This is a genomic window from Paenibacillus sp. FSL L8-0641, assembly GCF_038006265.1.
Classification (GTDB): Bacteria; Bacillota; Bacilli; order Paenibacillales; family Paenibacillaceae; genus Paenibacillus; species Paenibacillus polymyxa_D.
The window spans coordinates 5,374,253-5,390,749 of the sequence record NZ_JBBOUW010000001.1 but is presented as its reverse complement, the minus strand read 5'-3'; the positions used below and the strand labels follow the sequence as shown (position 1 = coordinate 5,390,749).

The following is a 16,497-nucleotide window of genomic DNA, read 5'->3' as shown; positions in this document are numbered from 1 at the left end:
TTTATTGAGATATGTGAATAGAGGATGTTGCTTGTATCTTAAGCTGCTCCCAGCGATCCAAAAGTTCTTGCACGCCTTCCACCGATTGTGGCTCATATAGCCGAGTCGGAAAGGAGCGGGCGATGGTTCGACCCGCAGCCTTGAGATTCTCAAGAACACCAGAGCTAATTAATTGCACGACAATATTGCCGATGGCCGTAGATTCGGAAGGACCTGCCTGAACCTCAATTCCCAAGAGATCGGCTGTTAGCTGACATAGTAATTCGTTGTTAGCGCCTCCGCCGACAATGTGCAATCTGGTAATCGTTTCGTCTGTTAAACGTTGCAGTTCGTGTAAGGCATCGCGGTAGCTTAAGGCCAGACTGTCAAAAATACAGCGGGCGAGTGAGCCCGGCGTCCTGGGGATGGGCTGGCCTGTTTCTTCACAGAATCGCTGGATTTCAAGGGTCATACTATCCGGGTTTAAGAAGGATGAATGGTTACAGAGGACAAGACTGACAAACGGTGCTTCTGCTGAGGCCAGTTGGGCCAATTCGGCAAAGCTATGTGCACAGCCCCCTTCTCTTCTGACCTCCTGAATCATCCACAATCCCATAATATTTTTCAGAAAACGGTACGTACCGTAAGCGCCCCACTCATTCGTGTAGTTCGCCTGCATGGCTGCCTTCGTATTCAAGGCTTCGGATCGTTCCATTCCCAGTAGTGACCACGTGCCGCTGCTAATATAAGCCCAAGATTCTTCCCGCTGTGACGGAACACCTGCAACGGCCGATGCAGTATCGTGAGTAGGCGCAAGAATGATCTGACAGTCCGGAAGATCGTATTTTTGAACAAGCTCCGGCAAAAGAGAACCCAGAACCCGCCCAGGCTCGGCAAGCTCTGAAAACTGATTGCGTCGCAGTTGGAGCAGGGACAGCAGGTCTTCATCAAACTCTCGGGTGTTCACGTTGAGAAGCTGCATCGTGGACGCATTCGTCATTTCATTGATCATGATGCCTGTCAGGCGATAGTACAGATAATCGGGTACCATCAATATTTTATCCGCCTGGGCGAGCTGTTCCCGATCATGGACGAACAGTTGATACAGGGTATTAAAGTTTAGTTCCTGAATGCCTGTTTTCTCATACACAGCCTCTCGACTGATGAGCTGATGCAGTCTGTCGGGTGCGTGGAGGGTACGTGCATCCCGGTAAGCGTATACCTCATGAATGCGGTTACCTTCCTTATTAAGTAACACGTAATCTACAGCCCATGTATCAATGCCGAGCGTACAGGATTCAATTCCATTTTGCTTAGCCTTTTGCAGTCCTTGAATGATCTCATCAAATAAATTGTCTATGTTCCAGTAATTGTGCCCGTGCCTCTCAGTAAAGGAGTTGTTGAAACGGTGAAGCTCTTGCAAGTGAATTTGTTCACCTTGTAGAGTTGCACTCACGAGTCTTCCGCTTGAAGCTCCAATATCAACAGCAAGATAGTTGTTCATATCTAATCTCCTTGCATGGTGAAGTCCTGGCAGCCCCAAAGTCTGCCTTTTGTTTCTTAACTAATTCCATACTACTTCCGTTTGTCTGTGCAGTCAACATAAACGGAAATATAATTTTTGGTTTTTCTTTTGAATTTAAAAATAAAAATAAAATTAAATGTTGTTTTGTATGGTTTTGCGTTTTTTAACATTTGCTTTCTACTATATATATACCTCGAACAGGAATCGGTGTGTTGCTGCGATATTCAAATTGTGGAAGGTTCTTCAAATGCCGCTGTTTGTATGAAAAATAGTCTTGAAACCGCCCGCCAGAGGGTGTAGTATACAAGATATCAATTTCATATGACTCGTATAATATTGGGGATATGGCCCAAAAGTTTCTACCGGACGACCACTGTAATCGTCCGACTATGAGTGATAGCGCATCGGCTTCGGATGAATGCGGGCATTTATTTGTGCGCCAATCCGTCAGGGATTACAACCCCAAGGACAGGCTTCACTTGAGAAACAACTCAAGGGAGCCTGTCCTTTTTTGGTTTTGGCAGGTTTTACTGTTCAGGATTTTGCAAAATCCTCACTATTTTAAAGTACAGAAGGAGCGATACTCACATAATGAAAGCTTTGGAGGAACGTATTCGTCAAGAAGGACAGATTTTATCTGACACCGTATTAAAGGTAGATTCATTTTTGAATCATCAGGTAGATACAGCATTAGCATTAGAGATTGGTAAGGAGTTTGCACGCCTGTTCGGCAGTGCTCCGATCACCAAGGTGCTTACCATTGAAGCTAGTGGTATTCAATTTGCAATGGCTACTGCTATTGCCTTGGGGGTCCCGTTCATTTATGCGAAGAAAAAGAAGGCCATCACGCTGAATGAGCAGGTATACTTCGCAGAGGTTCATTCGTTCACTCGGCAGGAAACCTATCAGGTGAGTATCTCCCAAAAATATCTCGATGCCAGCGATCATGTGCTGATCGTAGATGATTTTTTGGCAACTGGTGCAGCATTGGTCGGACTTACGGATATTGTAAAGGAAGCAGGAGCGGAGCTGGCCGGGGTTGGCTGTGTGATTGAGAAGAGCTTCCAGGAAGGCCGTGGACTGTTGGAGCAAAGAGGCATCGCCGTACGTTCTCTTGCGCGTATCGCTTCCATGGCACCCGGCGAGGTCCATTTTATAGAGGAAGCTGGCGCGGTAATTGCTCCTGTTAAGGAGAATGTGGGATGTTAAGTAAACAAAAGTTATTCGCACTGGGCTTCCAGCATGTCATGGCGATGTACGCTGGAGCCATTGCTGTTCCTCTGATTGTAGGGGGAGCATTGCACCTGACGCCAGCCCAGATGGCTTATTTGGTGGCTGCCGATCTGTTCACTTGCGGGATTGCTACGTTATTACAAATTATGGGCACACGCTTTTTCGGTAGTAGACTGCCTGTCATTTTAGGCTGTACGTTTACGGCAGTAGGCCCCATTATCGCGATTGCTTCGACCTCAAATTTGGCGACAGCGTACGGAGCCATTATTTTGTCTGGTATATTCGTGGTGCTTGCGGCACCACTGTATGGCAAGCTGCTACGTTTTTTCCCAACGGTGGTTACAGGTTCGGTTGTTACGATTATCGGTCTATCCCTTATTCCGGTGGCGATGAACAATGTAGCAGGGGGCCAGGGCAGCGCGGATTTTGGACAGCCGCGTAATTTGCTGCTGGCGCTGGTTACATTATTGGTTATTCTGCTTGTGAATCGGTTGGCAAAGGGCTTTATGCGCTCGATTTCCGTGCTCATCGGTCTGTTTGCAGGCACGGTGGTTGCTTATGCGATGGGAATGGTGCATTTTGCTCCCGTGGCAGATGCGTCATGGGTGAGTGTTGCGCAGCCATTTTATTTTGGTAAGCCAGAGTTTAGCATTATGGCAGTTTGTACGATGATTATCGTCAATATTGTCAGCATGGTCGAGTCTACGGGTGTTTATCTGGCAGTAGGCAAGGCGATTGATCAAAAGGTAGAGCAAAAGCAGATCGTCAATGGACTCCGTTCGGAAGGACTTGCGATTATGCTTGGGGGTATTTTTAACGCGTTTCCTTATACAGCCTTCTCGCAAAATGTGGGTCTGATCTCGCTCACACGCGTCAAATCACGGAACGTTATTTTTGCTGCGGGCGGTATCATGGTTGTTCTCGGTTTGCTGCCTAAGCTGGCTGCTTTAACGACAGTGATTCCTAACGCTGTGCTGGGCGGGGCGATGATCGTCATGTTTGGCTCGGTCGCTGCATCAGGCATGTCTATTTTGTCAGAAGTGGATCTGCGAAAGGAAAGCAATCTGCTGATCGCAGCATGCAGTATTGCTGTGGGCCTAGGTTCTGCCGTTCTGCCACAAATGTTCGACCAGCTGCCGAGCTTTGCCAAAATGTTGTTGCAAAATGGTATTGTTTCGGGCTCGATTACAGCGATTGTCTTGAACATCGTTTTGACGAGAAAACAAGGGGAATCGGTCAAAAGCGTGACGGTTCAGGAGGTTCCACAGGAGGTTTGATGATTAGAAATAAATAAAGATAGCCGGAGAGAGGACGTATGCCTCTTTTCCGGCTGTTTGGCATGGGGTTATCCAGATAGTAGATCCCCTTGCTGTCTGGGGATATATAGATAAACTGCGGAATGAAATGGGTAGCTCTAATTTGGTGCGTTTTCCAGTTTACTTACTAGAAGAATTTGCTAGAGCAGCGGGCGATATCATGGTATAATTTACCTTATGGATTTTGAATAGTGGTGGATGTTTTCGGACCACGGTGCAGCTTCCCGAAAGGGGGTGAAGCCGATGGTCAACCTTGTGTCGTGCTACGATGTGTTGCGTTGGATGGTTACGTTACTAAGCCTGGCGTTTAGTATTCGTAAACTTTATCGCTGGCTACGTCGAAAATTTCGGAACAAGCGAAAACCCACCGCGTAATTAGGTTGGCCCCTAACGGTGGGTTTCGTTTGCATTGACATTTAGTTATGCAGCGCGCCGTGGTGGTGATCCACAGCCTTTCAAGTCCTAAGAGTCTTTGCCGTTGGCGCGGCGAAGACTCTTTTTAGTATACGGACACGGTGGTTTACTCTATACCTAATTTTAACACTTCAATTGCGTGCACGCAATTGGAGGTTATGTCTTGTTTCTACCTTATCGTTCAAATTTAAATTATTGTGCAGCCTTTATTGACAAGCCTGTGACAACAAAATAAGATCGTAATGAAAAGAAATAAAGGAAGAAAACAGGTGTGAGCCGGACAACTCTATGTATGGGGTTTCGTAGAGACGATGTACATAGTTGTTGAGCATGTTCACTTAAAAGGGAAGTTCGGTTGATTCCGACACGGGCCCGCCACTGTATACAGGCATCAGCAGGATACTGCTGGAGCTTTCAGAACAGCCACTGGAATTGTGAAGAACCGGGAAGGCCTGAAAGATACGCCTGGAGTCAGGAGACCTGCCTGTTTTGACATCACTGTCAGACCCACGGGATGCTGGGGAGGTGGTTAGGCGTGCTGCATACGGAATGTCTGAAACCGATCTGATCCCTTCTATGTTTTTGGAGTTGGCTTCGAGGTGAGTTCTGACATTTTATATTGAAGGCATTTCTGACTGCTAATTAAGTGGTCTGGAATGCTTTTTTCGCGTTTTGCGTTAGGTTTATGCGATTTTACAAGATAGAGGGGGATTCATCGAATGATAAGCAGTCGTAGTAGGCGTTCATGGTTGATATGTACAGGAGTGATGCTGCTGCTGGCAGTTATGGCTCTTTCGGGATGTGCCAGCAATAGGACGTCGGATAGCTCCGGCAAGGGTGAAAACGCGTCAGCACAACAAACAGCGACAGATAAAAAGCTGGTAATGGCGTATACATGGAAACCGTCAGGCGTTGACCCGCATGGAGATAATAGCTGGGATGTGATGCGATCCGGTGCAGGTGAGACACTGGTACGTTTGAATGAAAAGCTGGAGCCTGTGGCTTGGCTGGCAAAGGAGTGGAAGCAGGATAGCCCTACAGTTTGGACGTTCAGCTTGCAGGATAAAGTCACTTTTCATAATGGAAAAAGTATGGGTGCAGCAAGTGTAAAAGCGTCTTTGTTACGCTCTATTGAGAAAAGCCATCTGGCGAAGGATTTACTGAATGTGAAGTCCATTGATGTAAGCGGCCCGCTGGCCTTGAAGATCACGACAAACCAGCCGAATGCGGCGTTGGTGTCTAATCTAGCTGATCCATCGACGATTGTACTGGATGTGGCATCGATGAAAGATGAACAGAGTTACCCAGCGATGACAGGCGCCTTTAAAATCAAAGCGTTCAACAAGGACCAATCGTTGGTCGTGGAGCGTTATGACGGATATTGGGGCGAGAAGGCACGACTGGCTGAAGCGACGATGAAGTTCATTACGGACGGGAATTCGCGCCTGATGGCGCTGCAATCCGGCGAGGTGGACGTAGCGACGGATATTCCGGTTGATAACGCAGAGGTACTGAAAAAGAACGGCAAGCTGCAAGTGCTGTCAGCTCCGTCCTTGCGCACCCATATGATCGTGTACAATATGGAATCGCCAGTATTCAAGGATGTGGCGAACCGTAAGGTGGTGGACAGCCTGATTCCACGCGCATCGATTGTGAGCGCCGTCATGAGGGACTTCGGTACGGAGGCAAGCAGCCCGTTCCCGAGCATTCTTCCCTTCGGTAAAGTTGAGCGTAAAGCGCTGGACGGAACGGCAGAGCAACTGTTGACGAAGGATGGCTGGCAGAAGGACGCCCAAGGGACATGGACTAAGCAAGGCAAGCCGTTCGAGGTTACGCTGCTGACTTTCCCTCAGCGTCCGGAGCTCTCTGTTATGGCTGAGGTCATCCAAAGCCAATTGCTGAAAGAGGGAATCCAGGTCAAGATTCGCAAGGTGGAAAATATCGACGAGGCGTTGACCAAAAACGATTGGGATTTTGCTATGTACAGTATGCTTACTGCTCATACAGGAGAGCCGCAATATTTTATGGACATGTTTTATTCTTCGAAAAGCGAAGCCAATGTAAGCCGTTATAGTTCCAAACCGCTAGAGAGTATTCTGAACAGCTTGAAGCTGGCGAAGGATACAGCGCAGCGTAATGCCATGACACTACAAGCGCTGGATATCATCAATACGGATTTGCCACAGTCGTTCATTGTGCATCCTGATAATGTGTTTGGCGTGAAAAAAGGGGTGGGGGGGTTTACACCGCATCCGATCGAGTATTACTACATTACAGCGCAATCCGATATTGCGGAATAACGAGCTGCGTATCCTATGATTCGTTTTATACTGGAACGTGTGGCGCAGCTGCTTATCATTGTATTCGTGGTGTCCACGCTGACTTTTGTACTGATGCGGCTGGCCCCTGGAGACCCTGCTACCATTTTGCTCACCGCGCATAATATCCCTGCCTCTGAGGAGGCGTTGACGACGCTACGAAAGGAACTGGGCTTAAACGAACCGCTTCATATTCAATATGTGAACTGGCTGCGGGATGTGTTCACAGGGCATTGGGGCACTTCGTATGTATCCAAGGAGTCGGTGCTAGCCGAACTGTGGAACAGACTTCCTGCTACTGTGGAGCTAGCTGCTGCGGGCTTCGCCGTCATGACGGTGCTTACGCTGGGGCTGGGGCTAGCTGCCTCGCTAAAAATCAGCGGCCCACTGGATCGTCTGGGCAGGCTGTTCGCCCTGCTGGGATCGTCGATCCCCTCTTTTTGGTTTGGTTTTCTGTTGATCTATCTATTCTCCGTTCGCTTGGGCTGGCTCCCATCCATGGGAAGGGAGGACTGGACACATCTAGTGCTCCCAGCGCTGACTCTTGGCGCAGGTTTGGGAGCTGTGCAAGCACGCGTACTGCGCGCTCAAATGCTGGAGCTGGGTGACCGGAATTTTGTGAAAGCAGCGAAGGCTCGAGGCTTTTCACGTTTGCATATCCTGTTTTTTGAGATATTTAGGCATGCGGTTCTGCCTATAATTACACTGCTAGGTACCAATCTATCATTTATGCTGGCAGGTAATGTGATTGTAGAGACCATTTTTTCATGGCCGGGGTTGGGCAAGTATTTTATAGATGCGATTACACAGCGAGATTATCCGGTGATTCAGGGGTATGTTATTTTCGCCGTATTTTTAATTGTAGGAGTTCAGTGTTTGGTGGATGTGGTCCAGACGGCGATAGATCCGAGGCTACGTTTGCGTTAAGGAGGAAGCTGAAAATGAAAAAGATACGGCTTTCCTTTCAAGGGAGCTTGCTGGCAGGAGGCGTACTGTTTGGTCTGATCGTGCTGCTTGGGTTATTGGCTCCATGGGTCGCTCCTCATGATCCTCTCCAAGTGGACCTTTTGAACCGTCTGGCACCACCCAGCCGGAAATATCCTTTCGGTACGGATCATCTGGGCCGGGATGTGCTATCACGGCTAATTTACGGGATTCGGATGAGCGTGCTAATCGCATGTGCGATTACTGTAGCTACGTTGTGCTTCAGTCTGCCTATAGGGTTGCTTATTGGTTATGTGCGCGGACGCGTGGACCAGCTGGTTATGCGAGGAATCGACGGGGTACTGGCTTTTCCTGATATTATTTTAACAGTGGCAATTGTCGGTATTTTGGGTCCGGGTTTTGTTAACATGACCCTTGCGATTATTGCGGTACGGTGGGCGGGCTATGTCCGATATATCCGTAGTCTGGTTCAAAAAGCTTGTCAGGAGGACTACGTTCGGTATGCCCGTTTATCCGGCAATTCACACGTACGTATACTGAGCCGTTATGTATTGCCACAAGCGTTGCCGCAATTGTTGGTTTATGCGGTATGGGATATCGGACGCGTGGTGCTGATGATCGCTGGGCTGTCCTTTCTTGGACTGGGGGTACAGCCGCCCAAGCCAGAGTGGGGCGTGATGCTGCATGATGCCACCTCATATTTTCAGGTGGCTCCGCATGTCATGATTTTCCCAGGCTTGGCGATTATGCTATTCGTACTTGCCTGCCAGCTTTTGGGCGACCGCTTTTCGGAAAAGGAGGCGGCCAAATAGTGGAGGATCAAACAGCCCTTGGGGGCAAGGATACGATAGAACAAGTGGCAGGTCGAAAACCGTTGTTACACGTGGAACATTTGGAAATCTGCCGCACAGGCGTAGGAGCAAGCAGAAGTGGGAGCAAACCACTGCTGCGTGATGTGAGCTTTTCCATATATTCAGGGGAGATTGTGGTCCTGACTGGACCGAGCGGATGCGGCAAGAGCCTGACCGCTCACGCAATCGCAGGCATGCTGGAGCCAGGTATCGGTGTTACGCATGGGCGTATCTACTATAACGGGGAAGACATTCTCCCGTTCCAGGAACGGCGCTGGCAAAGGCTGCGCCGAGAGGATATTGCCCTGCTCATTCAACAATCGCTGAGCGGGTTAAACCCGATCCGGACTGTCCGCGCCCAGCTGATGGATACGCTTAGACTGCACGGGCGGCGTTGGATGCCGCATGACCAGATGGAGCCGGAGCACGCTGGTGCTGCATTATCCCACAATGCACCGCAGCAAGTCCACCCACTGGGCGTGCTGCCACGGATGCGGCAGATGCTGAGCCGTGTCTTAGAAATAGCCAGAGGAGGCGCTACTCCAGTGCGGGAGGCCTATTTGCGCTCTCTGCTCTGCAAGGTAGGGTTTGCAGATCCTGAGCATACTTTGTCGTCATATCCTTTTGAACTAAGTGGAGGCATGTGTCAAAGGGTGCTGCTGGCTGCCATGCTAAGCTCCGGTCCTCGCCTCTTTATTGCCGACGAGCCTACTACGGCGCTGGATGTGATCAACCGCGACAAGGTCTTGGCATTGCTGCAACAGTTGAGAGAAGACTTTGATCTCACCATATTGTTGATCTCACATGATCGCCAGGGTATGAGTCGCATAGCAGATCGAGTGTTGGAGATGAGCCCGGAAGGAAGGATGCACCAGTGATGCTGGAATTGAAGAATGTGGCCAAAGCATACCCTGTCCGCAAACGGAGAAAAGGTTGGTTCAGCACGCAAGATAGCGAACAGGCCGTGAAGAAGGTGAGTCTGGAGATACGACAAGGAGAATGTCTTGGACTGGTTGGAGAAAGTGGAAGTGGCAAAAGCACGCTGGCACAATGTATTCTGGGGCTGGAGTCGTTGACCTCAGGAGAGATTTGGCTGGATGAACAGCCCATTCACACCGGAAAGATGAAGGATGTTCAGCTGTACAAGCGAATCCAGTTGGTTGCACAGGATTCGTCCTCCTCGCTACATCCCCGTATGACCATTCGAGATATTTTAATGGAGCCAATCCACAACTATTTCCCTGAGCGAAAAGCGCAGGCGCTGGATATTTGTCTGTCTCTATTGGAATCGGTAGGATTAGAGGCTGACAGTCTGGAAAAATACCCAGCTCAGCTGAGTGGCGGGCAAAAGCAGCGGGTATGTATTGCCCGAGCTTTAGCGGTGGAGCCAAATATTATCTTGTTCGATGAATCGATCGCCAATCTGGATACGACAACGCAGTCTTCTGTACTGGACATGCTCAAGAGAATGCAGGTGGAACGTCAGTTGTCCTACCTATTTATCACTCACGATCTCCCATCTACTCGTCAGTTTTGTGACCGGGTTGCCGTCATGGTTCAGGGGGAGATTGTGGAAATATTTAGGGAATGGGATGAAGACTTGTTACAGCATGAGTACACGCGTACTCTATTTCAAACGTTGGCGAATTAAGCCATAAGTTTAGGATTTTTCAAAATCCTCATTCTACAAATTCAAAAGAAATAAGAGGGTTGCTTGTCGAATAGTGTTGACAAAATTGAGCGTGATACCTATTCTAAATATGATTATGATAATCATTATCACATATATAGAAAAGGGGAAATACATTGATGTCCGTTCGACACCGCAAGACTGCTACCCTTATGTTGGTGGCGCTCCTCTTATTATCCGTTGTTTTGGGCTGCGCAAAGCAGGAGAACACACCTGCATCCACCTCTACTGACGGAGCTGCCAATGAAAAGTCGATCACGCTATCGTGGCCGCGTGACATTGGCACGATGAATCCTCATGTATACAATCCTTCCCAACTTTTTGCACAATCCATGGTTTATGAGCCGTTAGTCAGCTACAAGCAAGGAGGCAAGCTGGAACCTGCTTTGGCTGAATCCTGGACTATTTCCAAGGACGGTAAGACATATACGTTTAAGCTGCGCAAAGATGTGAAATTTTCGGATGGTACGCTATTTAATGCGGCCATTGTCAAAAAGAACTTTGACGCTATCATGAAAAATGAGAAGACGCACAGCTGGCTTGGTATAGTAGGCGTTCTCGACAAAACTGAAGCCGTAGATGACAGCACCTTCCGAATGACGCTCAAAGAGCCATACTACCCAGTGCTTCAGGATTTGTCTGTCGTTCGCCCGTTCCGTTTTCTGGGTGAAGCCGGGTTCCCGGATGATGGAGATACGTCCAAAGGAATCAAGAAACCTGTAGGTACAGGACCTTGGATGCTGGATGAATACAAGCAAGATGAGTATGCAACCTTTAAGCGTAATCCGAACTATTGGGGTACTGCACCGAAGGTGGATAAAATTACGGTAAAAATCATTCCCGATGGCGAAACCCGTGTGATGGCCTTTGAAAAAGGCGACCTGGATCTGATTTATGGAGAGGGTGTCATTAGTCTGGATGCCTTCAAACAGCTTCGCGACACGAATCAGTATGTTACCACGCTGTCCGAGCCTGTCGGAACAAGAAGTCTGTTGCTCAACTCGTCCAATCCCAAGCTGGCAGACCTTCGGGTACGTCTGGCCCTCCAGCATGGCTTTAACAAGCAGGCAATGGTGGAAGGTGTGACTTCAGGGCTGGAGGAAAAAGCGGATACGGTTTTATCCAAAAACTATCCGTATACGAATGTAAACCTACAGCCTGTTGGCTATGATGTGGAAAAATCCAAAGCGTTGCTGGATGAGGCTGGCTGGAAGCTGCCCGCAGGCGGTACAGTACGGGAAAAAGACGGACAACAGCTGGATTTTGAGCTGATTTTTGATAAAACCGATCCAATCCAAAAGGCGATGGCTGAAACCATTCAGGCCGAATGGGGAGAACTGGGTGTCAAAGTGAACCTGACCGGACTGGAGCTGACGGTTCAAGTTAAGCGCCTTAGATCCAATCAGTTTGATCTGTACTTCTGGTATAACTACGGTGCGCCTTATGATCCGCATTCCTTTATTAACGTCATTGCCAAGAAGAGCTTCGGAATTTCCGAGACGCTGAGCGCCCTTCCGATGAAGAAAGATCTGGATCAGCAAGTACACGAGGCGCTCTCATCGACAGATGAAACCAAGCGCCAAGAGCTGTATGCTTCGATTCTGAAGACGCTTCAGGAGCAATCTGCCATTGTGCCTATTTCGTATATTAAGAAAACGGCAGTGTATCAGAAAAAGATTACGAACTTTGTATTCCCGGCCAACCGGGATGAAAATCCGTTTGGTGGGCTTGAAATCGGGAAGTAGTTAAAAACGAAGGGTAACGTTCGTTTACAGGATAGGAGGACAACTCATGATCAGCTATATCGGGAAGCGAATGGTAGCGGTCATTCCTATTGTTCTCTTTGCCACCCTCGTTACCTTTGCACTGATTCATATTTCACCAGTTGATCCGGCCGAGGCCTATTTGACGGCTGCTCATATTTATCCTACTCCAGAGATTCTGGAGCAGAAAAGACATGAGTTCGGGCTGGATGAGCCTTTGCTGACGCAGTATATGCATACACTTCAAAGAATCAGTCAATTGGACTTTGGTACTTCGTATCTGACCAACAAGCCGGTATGGGATGAGGTCAAAGTTCGGCTGCCCGCCACTTTTGAATTGGCTGTGAGCAGTATGGTGCTATCTATTCTAGTGAGTATCCCGTTGGGCGTGCTAGCGGCGATGCGTAAAAATGGCTGGATCGACATGCTTAGTCGAGGAATTTCATATTTTGGGGCGTCTATTCCCCAGTTCTGGCTGGGATATTTGTTAATCTTCTTTTTCTCTGTCCGATTGGATTGGCTCCCTGTAGAGGGGCGAGGAACGTGGCAGCATCTGGTGCTGCCCACGTTAACCCTGTCGCTGGTTCTGATTGCTTTATATACGCGCCTGCTGCGTTCCAGTGTGTTGGAGCAGCTGCAGGAAACGTATGTGCAGTATGCCAGAACTAGAGGACTCCGTGAGCGGGTGATCATGCTCAAGCATGTACTGAAAATTGCCATTGCTCCACTGATTACAAGTATGGGTATGAACCTGGGCAAACTTTTGACCGGAACGATTATTGTGGAGCAGGTGTTTTCATGGCCCGGGTTTGGCCGTTATTTTGTGGAGGCGATTTTTAACCGGGATATTCCCGTCATACAATGCTATGTGTTTTTGGCGGCATGCCTGTTCATCGTATGCAATTTGCTCGTTGATCTGGTGCATTTGTATATGGACCCCCGAATTTCATCGAAGGGACGAGCAGAGCAGTGATGATAAGATTGCGTACAATGTTCAAAGGTCAAAAGGTAATCGTGGTCTGCTCTGTCGTACTGGCTGCTCTTTTTATTATTATGGCGCTAGCTCCTTGGCTGGCTCCCCATGATCCGGTTAAAGTCAGTTTACTGCACAAGCTGGAGGGACCTTCCAAAGAGTACTGGCTGGGAACCGATCATTTGGGTCGGTGCAATTTATCCCGGTTGCTGTATGGCGCACGGATTTCGCTAGGCTTTGCAACCTTAATTTTCCTGTCCTCGCTTAGCATCGGCGTTGTGATCGGGTCGCTTGCGGGTTATGTGGGCGGCTGGGTCGATAATGTGCTGATGCGGTTTTGCGAAGGTATTATGGCGTTTCCGAATTTGGTGCTTGTGCTGGGCATTGTCGGTATTTTTGGACCGGGCCTCATGCAGGTGCTGCTTGCATTAATGATGGTGCAGTGGGTGTATTATGCCAGAATGTGCCGCAATATGGTCGTCAGTCTGAAAGAACGGAATTTTATAGCTGCCGCAAGGATCAGCGGGTCCTCCTCAGGAGCCATTATCCGGCGGCATATTATTCCGAATGTGCTGCGGCCGATTGTGGTCATTGGTACGCTGGAAATGGGCTGGGCGATCATGGATATTTCCGCGTTGTCGTTCCTCGGTTTGGGCATCCAACCGCCGACTCCCGAATGGGGAGCGATGATTCATGAGGGAACGGGATACATCCGCAGCCATCCGGAATTAATGATCTATCCGGGGGTCATGATTCTGGTGGTGGTGATGGCCTTCAATATATTGGGGGAGGCGCTGTCCGACCGATACGGAATTGCCAAACGTCAGTAAAACAGGAGTGAGTTACAACGATGGACGACAGGGCGAAGGTGCTGGAGGTCAGCGACTTACAGGTGAAGCTCAGAACCGATGCAGGGACGGTGTCTCTGCTGGAGCCAACTCATTTTGAGCTGAGAAGGGGACAAGTTCTGGGTCTTGTCGGCGAGAGTGGAAGCGGCAAAACGGTGACTTGTAAAGCGTTGCTCCAATTACTGGATCGCCAGACGATGGACGTGGAAGGAAGTGTCCGTCTGAACGGGCGTGAGCTTAACGGAATGGCGGCTGAGGAGATGCGCCGTATTCGGGGCAAGGAAATCGCGTTTATTATGCAAAATCCGATGAGCGCCTTTACGCCAGTGTATACGATCGGAGCTCAGTTTATGGAAACGGTCCGCACGCACACCGGATTAACCAAACGACAGGCCCGTGATCTTGCCATAACGGCTCTGGAAAATATGAATTTGCCCGATCCAGCCAAGCTGATGAAGCGTTATTCATTTCAGTTGAGCGGAGGGATGCTGCAACGGGTCATGATCGCTATTTCCATGTGCCTGCGGCCAGCAGTGGTTATTGCCGATGAACCAACGACGGCGCTTGATGTGGTCAATCAGCTACAGGTGCTAAGAGAGCTGGATCGCTTGCGTACGGAATACAATACGTCCATTTTGCTGATCTCGCATGATCTGGGCGTCATTTCCCAATTGGCGGATGAAGTGGCTGTCATGCAGCAGGGTCGTATTGTTGAGCAGGCTGAGGTCCATCAGTTGTTCGATCACCCGCAGGATGAATATACGAAAATGCTGCTGCATGTCAGACCCAAGTTGTCCCTTCGGGGCATGAATCAGGTAGGTGGTTAGTCGCCTGTTCGACGGTCACACTTTCAAAAGGGGAGCGAATGCGCATGCTACAAGTGAAGGAAGTAACCCATAGCTATGGAAGGCGCAAATGGCTGGGCCGCTCTGAACCACGTCCCCCTGTGTTGGCTAACGTTTCGCTTACTATAGAGAGTGGATTTTGCCTGGGCTTACTTGGAACCAGTGGAGCTGGTAAAAGCACGCTGGGCAAGATTATTCTAGGGCTGGAGAAGCCGCAGGAGGGTCAGGTTCTGTTCCAGGGACAGGACATTTATAATGCGAGTCCCCAGGCCCTCAGGGGACTGCGACGGGATATGCAAGTCGTATTTCAGGACTGCTACTCTGCTGTAAACCCCCGAATGACCGCCGGGCAGATTATTGGGGAGCCATTGGACAATTACGAACGGTTATCGGTGAAGGAACAAAAAAGAACGGTCGAAAGCCTGCTGGAACGGGTTGGCCTCAAGCCAGAGGATCGGATTAAATATCCGCATCAGTTCAGTGGCGGACAATTGCAGCGGATCAACATCGCACGGGCGATTGCGCTCAAACCAAAGCTGATCGTGCTGGATGAGTCCGTCAGCAGCCTCGATATGGTTCACCAGATGCACATTTTATCCCTGCTGGGAGAACTGAAATCTTCGTTTGGATTGTCATATCTGTTCATCACGCATGATATTCGGGCAGCTTATGCTGTCTGCGATGGCATTGCTGTGATGGAGCAGGGGAGATTGATCGAGCGCTGTGATGAGAAGGATCAGATTTTTGACTCTGCTCATCCTGCTGTACGACGGTTGATCTCGTCCATTTTGCCGGAACATCCAGCAGAGCGTTTTCCGCTTCATGGATAACAGTGGACCCGCAAGGGTCCTTTTTTTGTGCAACATATAGCTAAATAATCAATATGAAATTTACTTGTTGTATTATTTGAATAACCCGTTATAATATAAAATCATAGTAAATTACTTGGATATTAAAAAGGGGATGTCATAATATGAAGAAATCTGCTTTGGTAGCAGCGATTGGCCTATCTCTTGTGTTATTAACGGGTGCCTTGAGTGGATGTTCCTCGAAGGATGCGGCATCGGGGGATAAGGTCATCTATGTCGGCACACAAAATGACTACCCACCGTTTGCCTTTACGAATGATAAAAATGAGCTGACTGGATACGATGTGGAAGTAGTCAAGGAGATCGACAAGAAGCTGGACGGCTATAAGATTGAGTTTGTACCCTCGGGCTGGGATGCGATATTCCTTGCACTGGATTCGAATAAAGTTCAGATGATCGCAGATGAAGTTGCCAAAAATCCTGAACGTGAGAAGAAGTATTTGTTCTCGGATGAGTCTTATTTCTCGGCTCAGTCGGTTATTATTGTGAAAAAGGGTAGAACGGATATTCATTCCCTCAAGGATTTGGAAGGCAAGAAGGTAGCAGCCTCGGTAGGCGACTCCTACACACAGTTGCTGGAACAGTATAATGCGAAGAACGGGAATAAAATTATTTTGAAATACAATGATACAGGCACTTCGTCCGATAACCTTCAAGACGTGCAAAATGGCCGAGTGGACGCTTATGTGAATGATCCGGTTATGGCGGCGGCAACGATCAAGAAGGAAGGTTTGCAGGTGGAAGCTGTGGGCGAGCCGGTGCAAAGTGATAACATCAACCTGGTGTTTAAAAAGGATAAGCAGGGCGAAGAGCTGAAAGCTAAAATCGACCCGATCATTAAAGAGCTGAAAACGGACGGAACACTGAAAAAATTGTCTGAACAGTGGACAGGTGGAGAATTTATTCCTCAGTAATAACAATGTAAAGG

The 16,497-nt window shown here is 48.8% G+C and carries 14 protein-coding genes and 2 riboswitches; of the genes, 13 read left to right on the top strand and 1 reads right to left on the bottom strand.

Annotation, left to right across the window (positions count from 1 at the left end):
• Nucleotide 1 precedes the first annotated feature (1 nt).
• A complete protein-coding gene (rhaB, locus tag MKY16_RS24330; RefSeq protein ID WP_340957420.1) occupies nt 2–1,483 on the bottom strand; it encodes a rhamnulokinase in 1,482 nt (493 codons plus the stop codon).
• Between the two features lie 327 nt (nt 1,484–1,810).
• A riboswitch (purine riboswitch) is annotated at nt 1,811–1,914 on the top strand.
• Nucleotides 1,915–2,095: 181 nt separating this feature from the next.
• Here rhaB and MKY16_RS24325 point away from each other — a divergent pair.
• From MKY16_RS24325 to MKY16_RS24265, 13 genes are all read left to right on the top strand, one after another.
• Nucleotides 2,096–2,713, top strand: a complete 618-nt coding sequence (locus MKY16_RS24325; protein WP_340957419.1) for a xanthine phosphoribosyltransferase — start codon at nt 2,096–2,098, stop codon at nt 2,711–2,713.
• The gene (locus tag MKY16_RS24320; RefSeq protein WP_340886847.1) at nt 2,707–4,014 is read left to right on the top strand and encodes a nucleobase:cation symporter-2 family protein; all 1,308 of its coding nucleotides are present in this window, start codon (nt 2,707–2,709) and stop codon (nt 4,012–4,014) included. The genes MKY16_RS24325 and MKY16_RS24320 overlap by 7 nt, the downstream gene beginning before the upstream one ends.
• 757 nt (nt 4,015–4,771) lie before the next feature.
• Nucleotides 4,772–4,969, top strand: a riboswitch (cobalamin riboswitch).
• Between the two features lie 217 nt (nt 4,970–5,186).
• Nucleotides 5,187–6,767 (top strand): ABC transporter substrate-binding protein, encoded by a 1,581-nt coding sequence (locus MKY16_RS24315; RefSeq protein ID WP_340886845.1) that lies wholly within the window; start codon nt 5,187–5,189, stop codon nt 6,765–6,767.
• 15 nt (nt 6,768–6,782) lie between these two features.
• Nucleotides 6,783–7,712, top strand: a complete 930-nt coding sequence (gene nikB / locus MKY16_RS24310; protein WP_165145644.1) for a nickel ABC transporter permease — start codon at nt 6,783–6,785, stop codon at nt 7,710–7,712.
• A gap of 14 nt (nt 7,713–7,726) precedes the next feature.
• On the top strand, nt 7,727–8,542 hold the full coding sequence (locus MKY16_RS24305; protein WP_340886842.1) for an ABC transporter permease: 816 nt from the start codon (nt 7,727–7,729) through the stop codon (nt 8,540–8,542).
• Nucleotides 8,542–9,459: an ATP-binding cassette domain-containing protein gene (locus tag MKY16_RS24300; RefSeq protein ID WP_318627748.1), complete on the top strand. Its 918-nt coding sequence runs from the start codon at nt 8,542–8,544 to the stop codon at nt 9,457–9,459. The genes MKY16_RS24305 and MKY16_RS24300 overlap by 1 nt, the downstream gene beginning before the upstream one ends.
• A complete protein-coding gene (locus MKY16_RS24295) occupies nt 9,456–10,232 on the top strand; it encodes an ABC transporter ATP-binding protein (RefSeq protein ID WP_340957418.1) in 777 nt (258 codons plus the stop codon). Before MKY16_RS24300 ends, MKY16_RS24295 begins: the two co-directional genes overlap by 4 nt.
• Nucleotides 10,233–10,390: 158 nt before the next feature.
• Nucleotides 10,391–12,016, top strand: a complete 1,626-nt coding sequence (gene nikA, locus MKY16_RS24290) for a nickel ABC transporter substrate-binding protein (protein ID WP_340957416.1) — start codon at nt 10,391–10,393, stop codon at nt 12,014–12,016.
• Between the two features lie 46 nt (nt 12,017–12,062).
• The gene (nikB, locus tag MKY16_RS24285) at nt 12,063–13,007 is read left to right on the top strand and encodes a nickel ABC transporter permease subunit NikB (RefSeq protein WP_340957414.1); all 945 of its coding nucleotides are present in this window, start codon (nt 12,063–12,065) and stop codon (nt 13,005–13,007) included.
• Complete coding sequence (nikC, locus tag MKY16_RS24280) at nt 13,007–13,837, top strand: nickel ABC transporter permease subunit NikC (protein ID WP_340957630.1); 831 nt, start codon at nt 13,007–13,009, stop codon at nt 13,835–13,837. Before nikB (MKY16_RS24285) ends, nikC begins: the two co-directional genes overlap by 1 nt.
• A 20-nt stretch (nt 13,838–13,857) precedes the next feature.
• Nucleotides 13,858–14,682 carry an ABC transporter ATP-binding protein gene (locus tag MKY16_RS24275; protein ID WP_340957412.1) on the top strand — a complete coding sequence of 275 codons (825 nt, stop codon included), beginning with the start codon at nt 13,858–13,860 and terminating at the stop codon, nt 14,680–14,682.
• A gap of 38 nt (nt 14,683–14,720) precedes the next feature.
• Nucleotides 14,721–15,530, top strand: coding sequence for a nickel import ATP-binding protein NikE (nikE, locus tag MKY16_RS24270; protein ID WP_340957410.1), 810 nt, complete (start codon nt 14,721–14,723; stop codon nt 15,528–15,530).
• Between the two features lie 143 nt (nt 15,531–15,673).
• Nucleotides 15,674–16,483, top strand: a complete 810-nt coding sequence (locus MKY16_RS24265; protein WP_165145665.1) for a transporter substrate-binding domain-containing protein — start codon at nt 15,674–15,676, stop codon at nt 16,481–16,483.
• Nucleotides 16,484–16,497: the final 14 nt, after the last annotated feature.

What these genes read in the sequence shown, in the direction of transcription:
- nikA (WP_340957416.1), top strand. Translation starts at nt 10,391, where the DNA reads ATGTCCGTTCGACACCGCAAGACTGCTACCCTTATGTTGGTGGCGCTC.
- MKY16_RS24305 (WP_340886842.1), top strand. Translation starts at nt 7,727, where the DNA reads ATGAAAAAGATACGGCTTTCCTTTCAAGGGAGCTTGCTGGCAGGAGGC.
- nikB (WP_165145644.1), top strand. Translation starts at nt 6,783, where the DNA reads ATGATTCGTTTTATACTGGAACGTGTGGCGCAGCTGCTTATCATTGTA.
- MKY16_RS24320 (WP_340886847.1), top strand. Translation starts at nt 2,707, where the DNA reads ATGTTAAGTAAACAAAAGTTATTCGCACTGGGCTTCCAGCATGTCATG.
- rhaB (WP_340957420.1), bottom strand. Translation starts at nt 1,483, where the DNA reads ATGAACAACTATCTTGCTGTTGATATTGGAGCTTCAAGCGGAAGACTC.
- nikE (WP_340957410.1), top strand. Translation starts at nt 14,721, where the DNA reads ATGCGCATGCTACAAGTGAAGGAAGTAACCCATAGCTATGGAAGGCGC.
- MKY16_RS24325 (WP_340957419.1), top strand. Translation starts at nt 2,096, where the DNA reads ATGAAAGCTTTGGAGGAACGTATTCGTCAAGAAGGACAGATTTTATCT.
- MKY16_RS24315 (WP_340886845.1), top strand. Translation starts at nt 5,187, where the DNA reads ATGATAAGCAGTCGTAGTAGGCGTTCATGGTTGATATGTACAGGAGTG.
- MKY16_RS24265 (WP_165145665.1), top strand. Translation starts at nt 15,674, where the DNA reads ATGAAGAAATCTGCTTTGGTAGCAGCGATTGGCCTATCTCTTGTGTTA.
- nikB (WP_340957414.1), top strand. Translation starts at nt 12,063, where the DNA reads ATGATCAGCTATATCGGGAAGCGAATGGTAGCGGTCATTCCTATTGTT.
- nikC (WP_340957630.1), top strand. Translation starts at nt 13,007, where the DNA reads ATGATAAGATTGCGTACAATGTTCAAAGGTCAAAAGGTAATCGTGGTC.
- MKY16_RS24275 (WP_340957412.1), top strand. Translation starts at nt 13,858, where the DNA reads ATGGACGACAGGGCGAAGGTGCTGGAGGTCAGCGACTTACAGGTGAAG.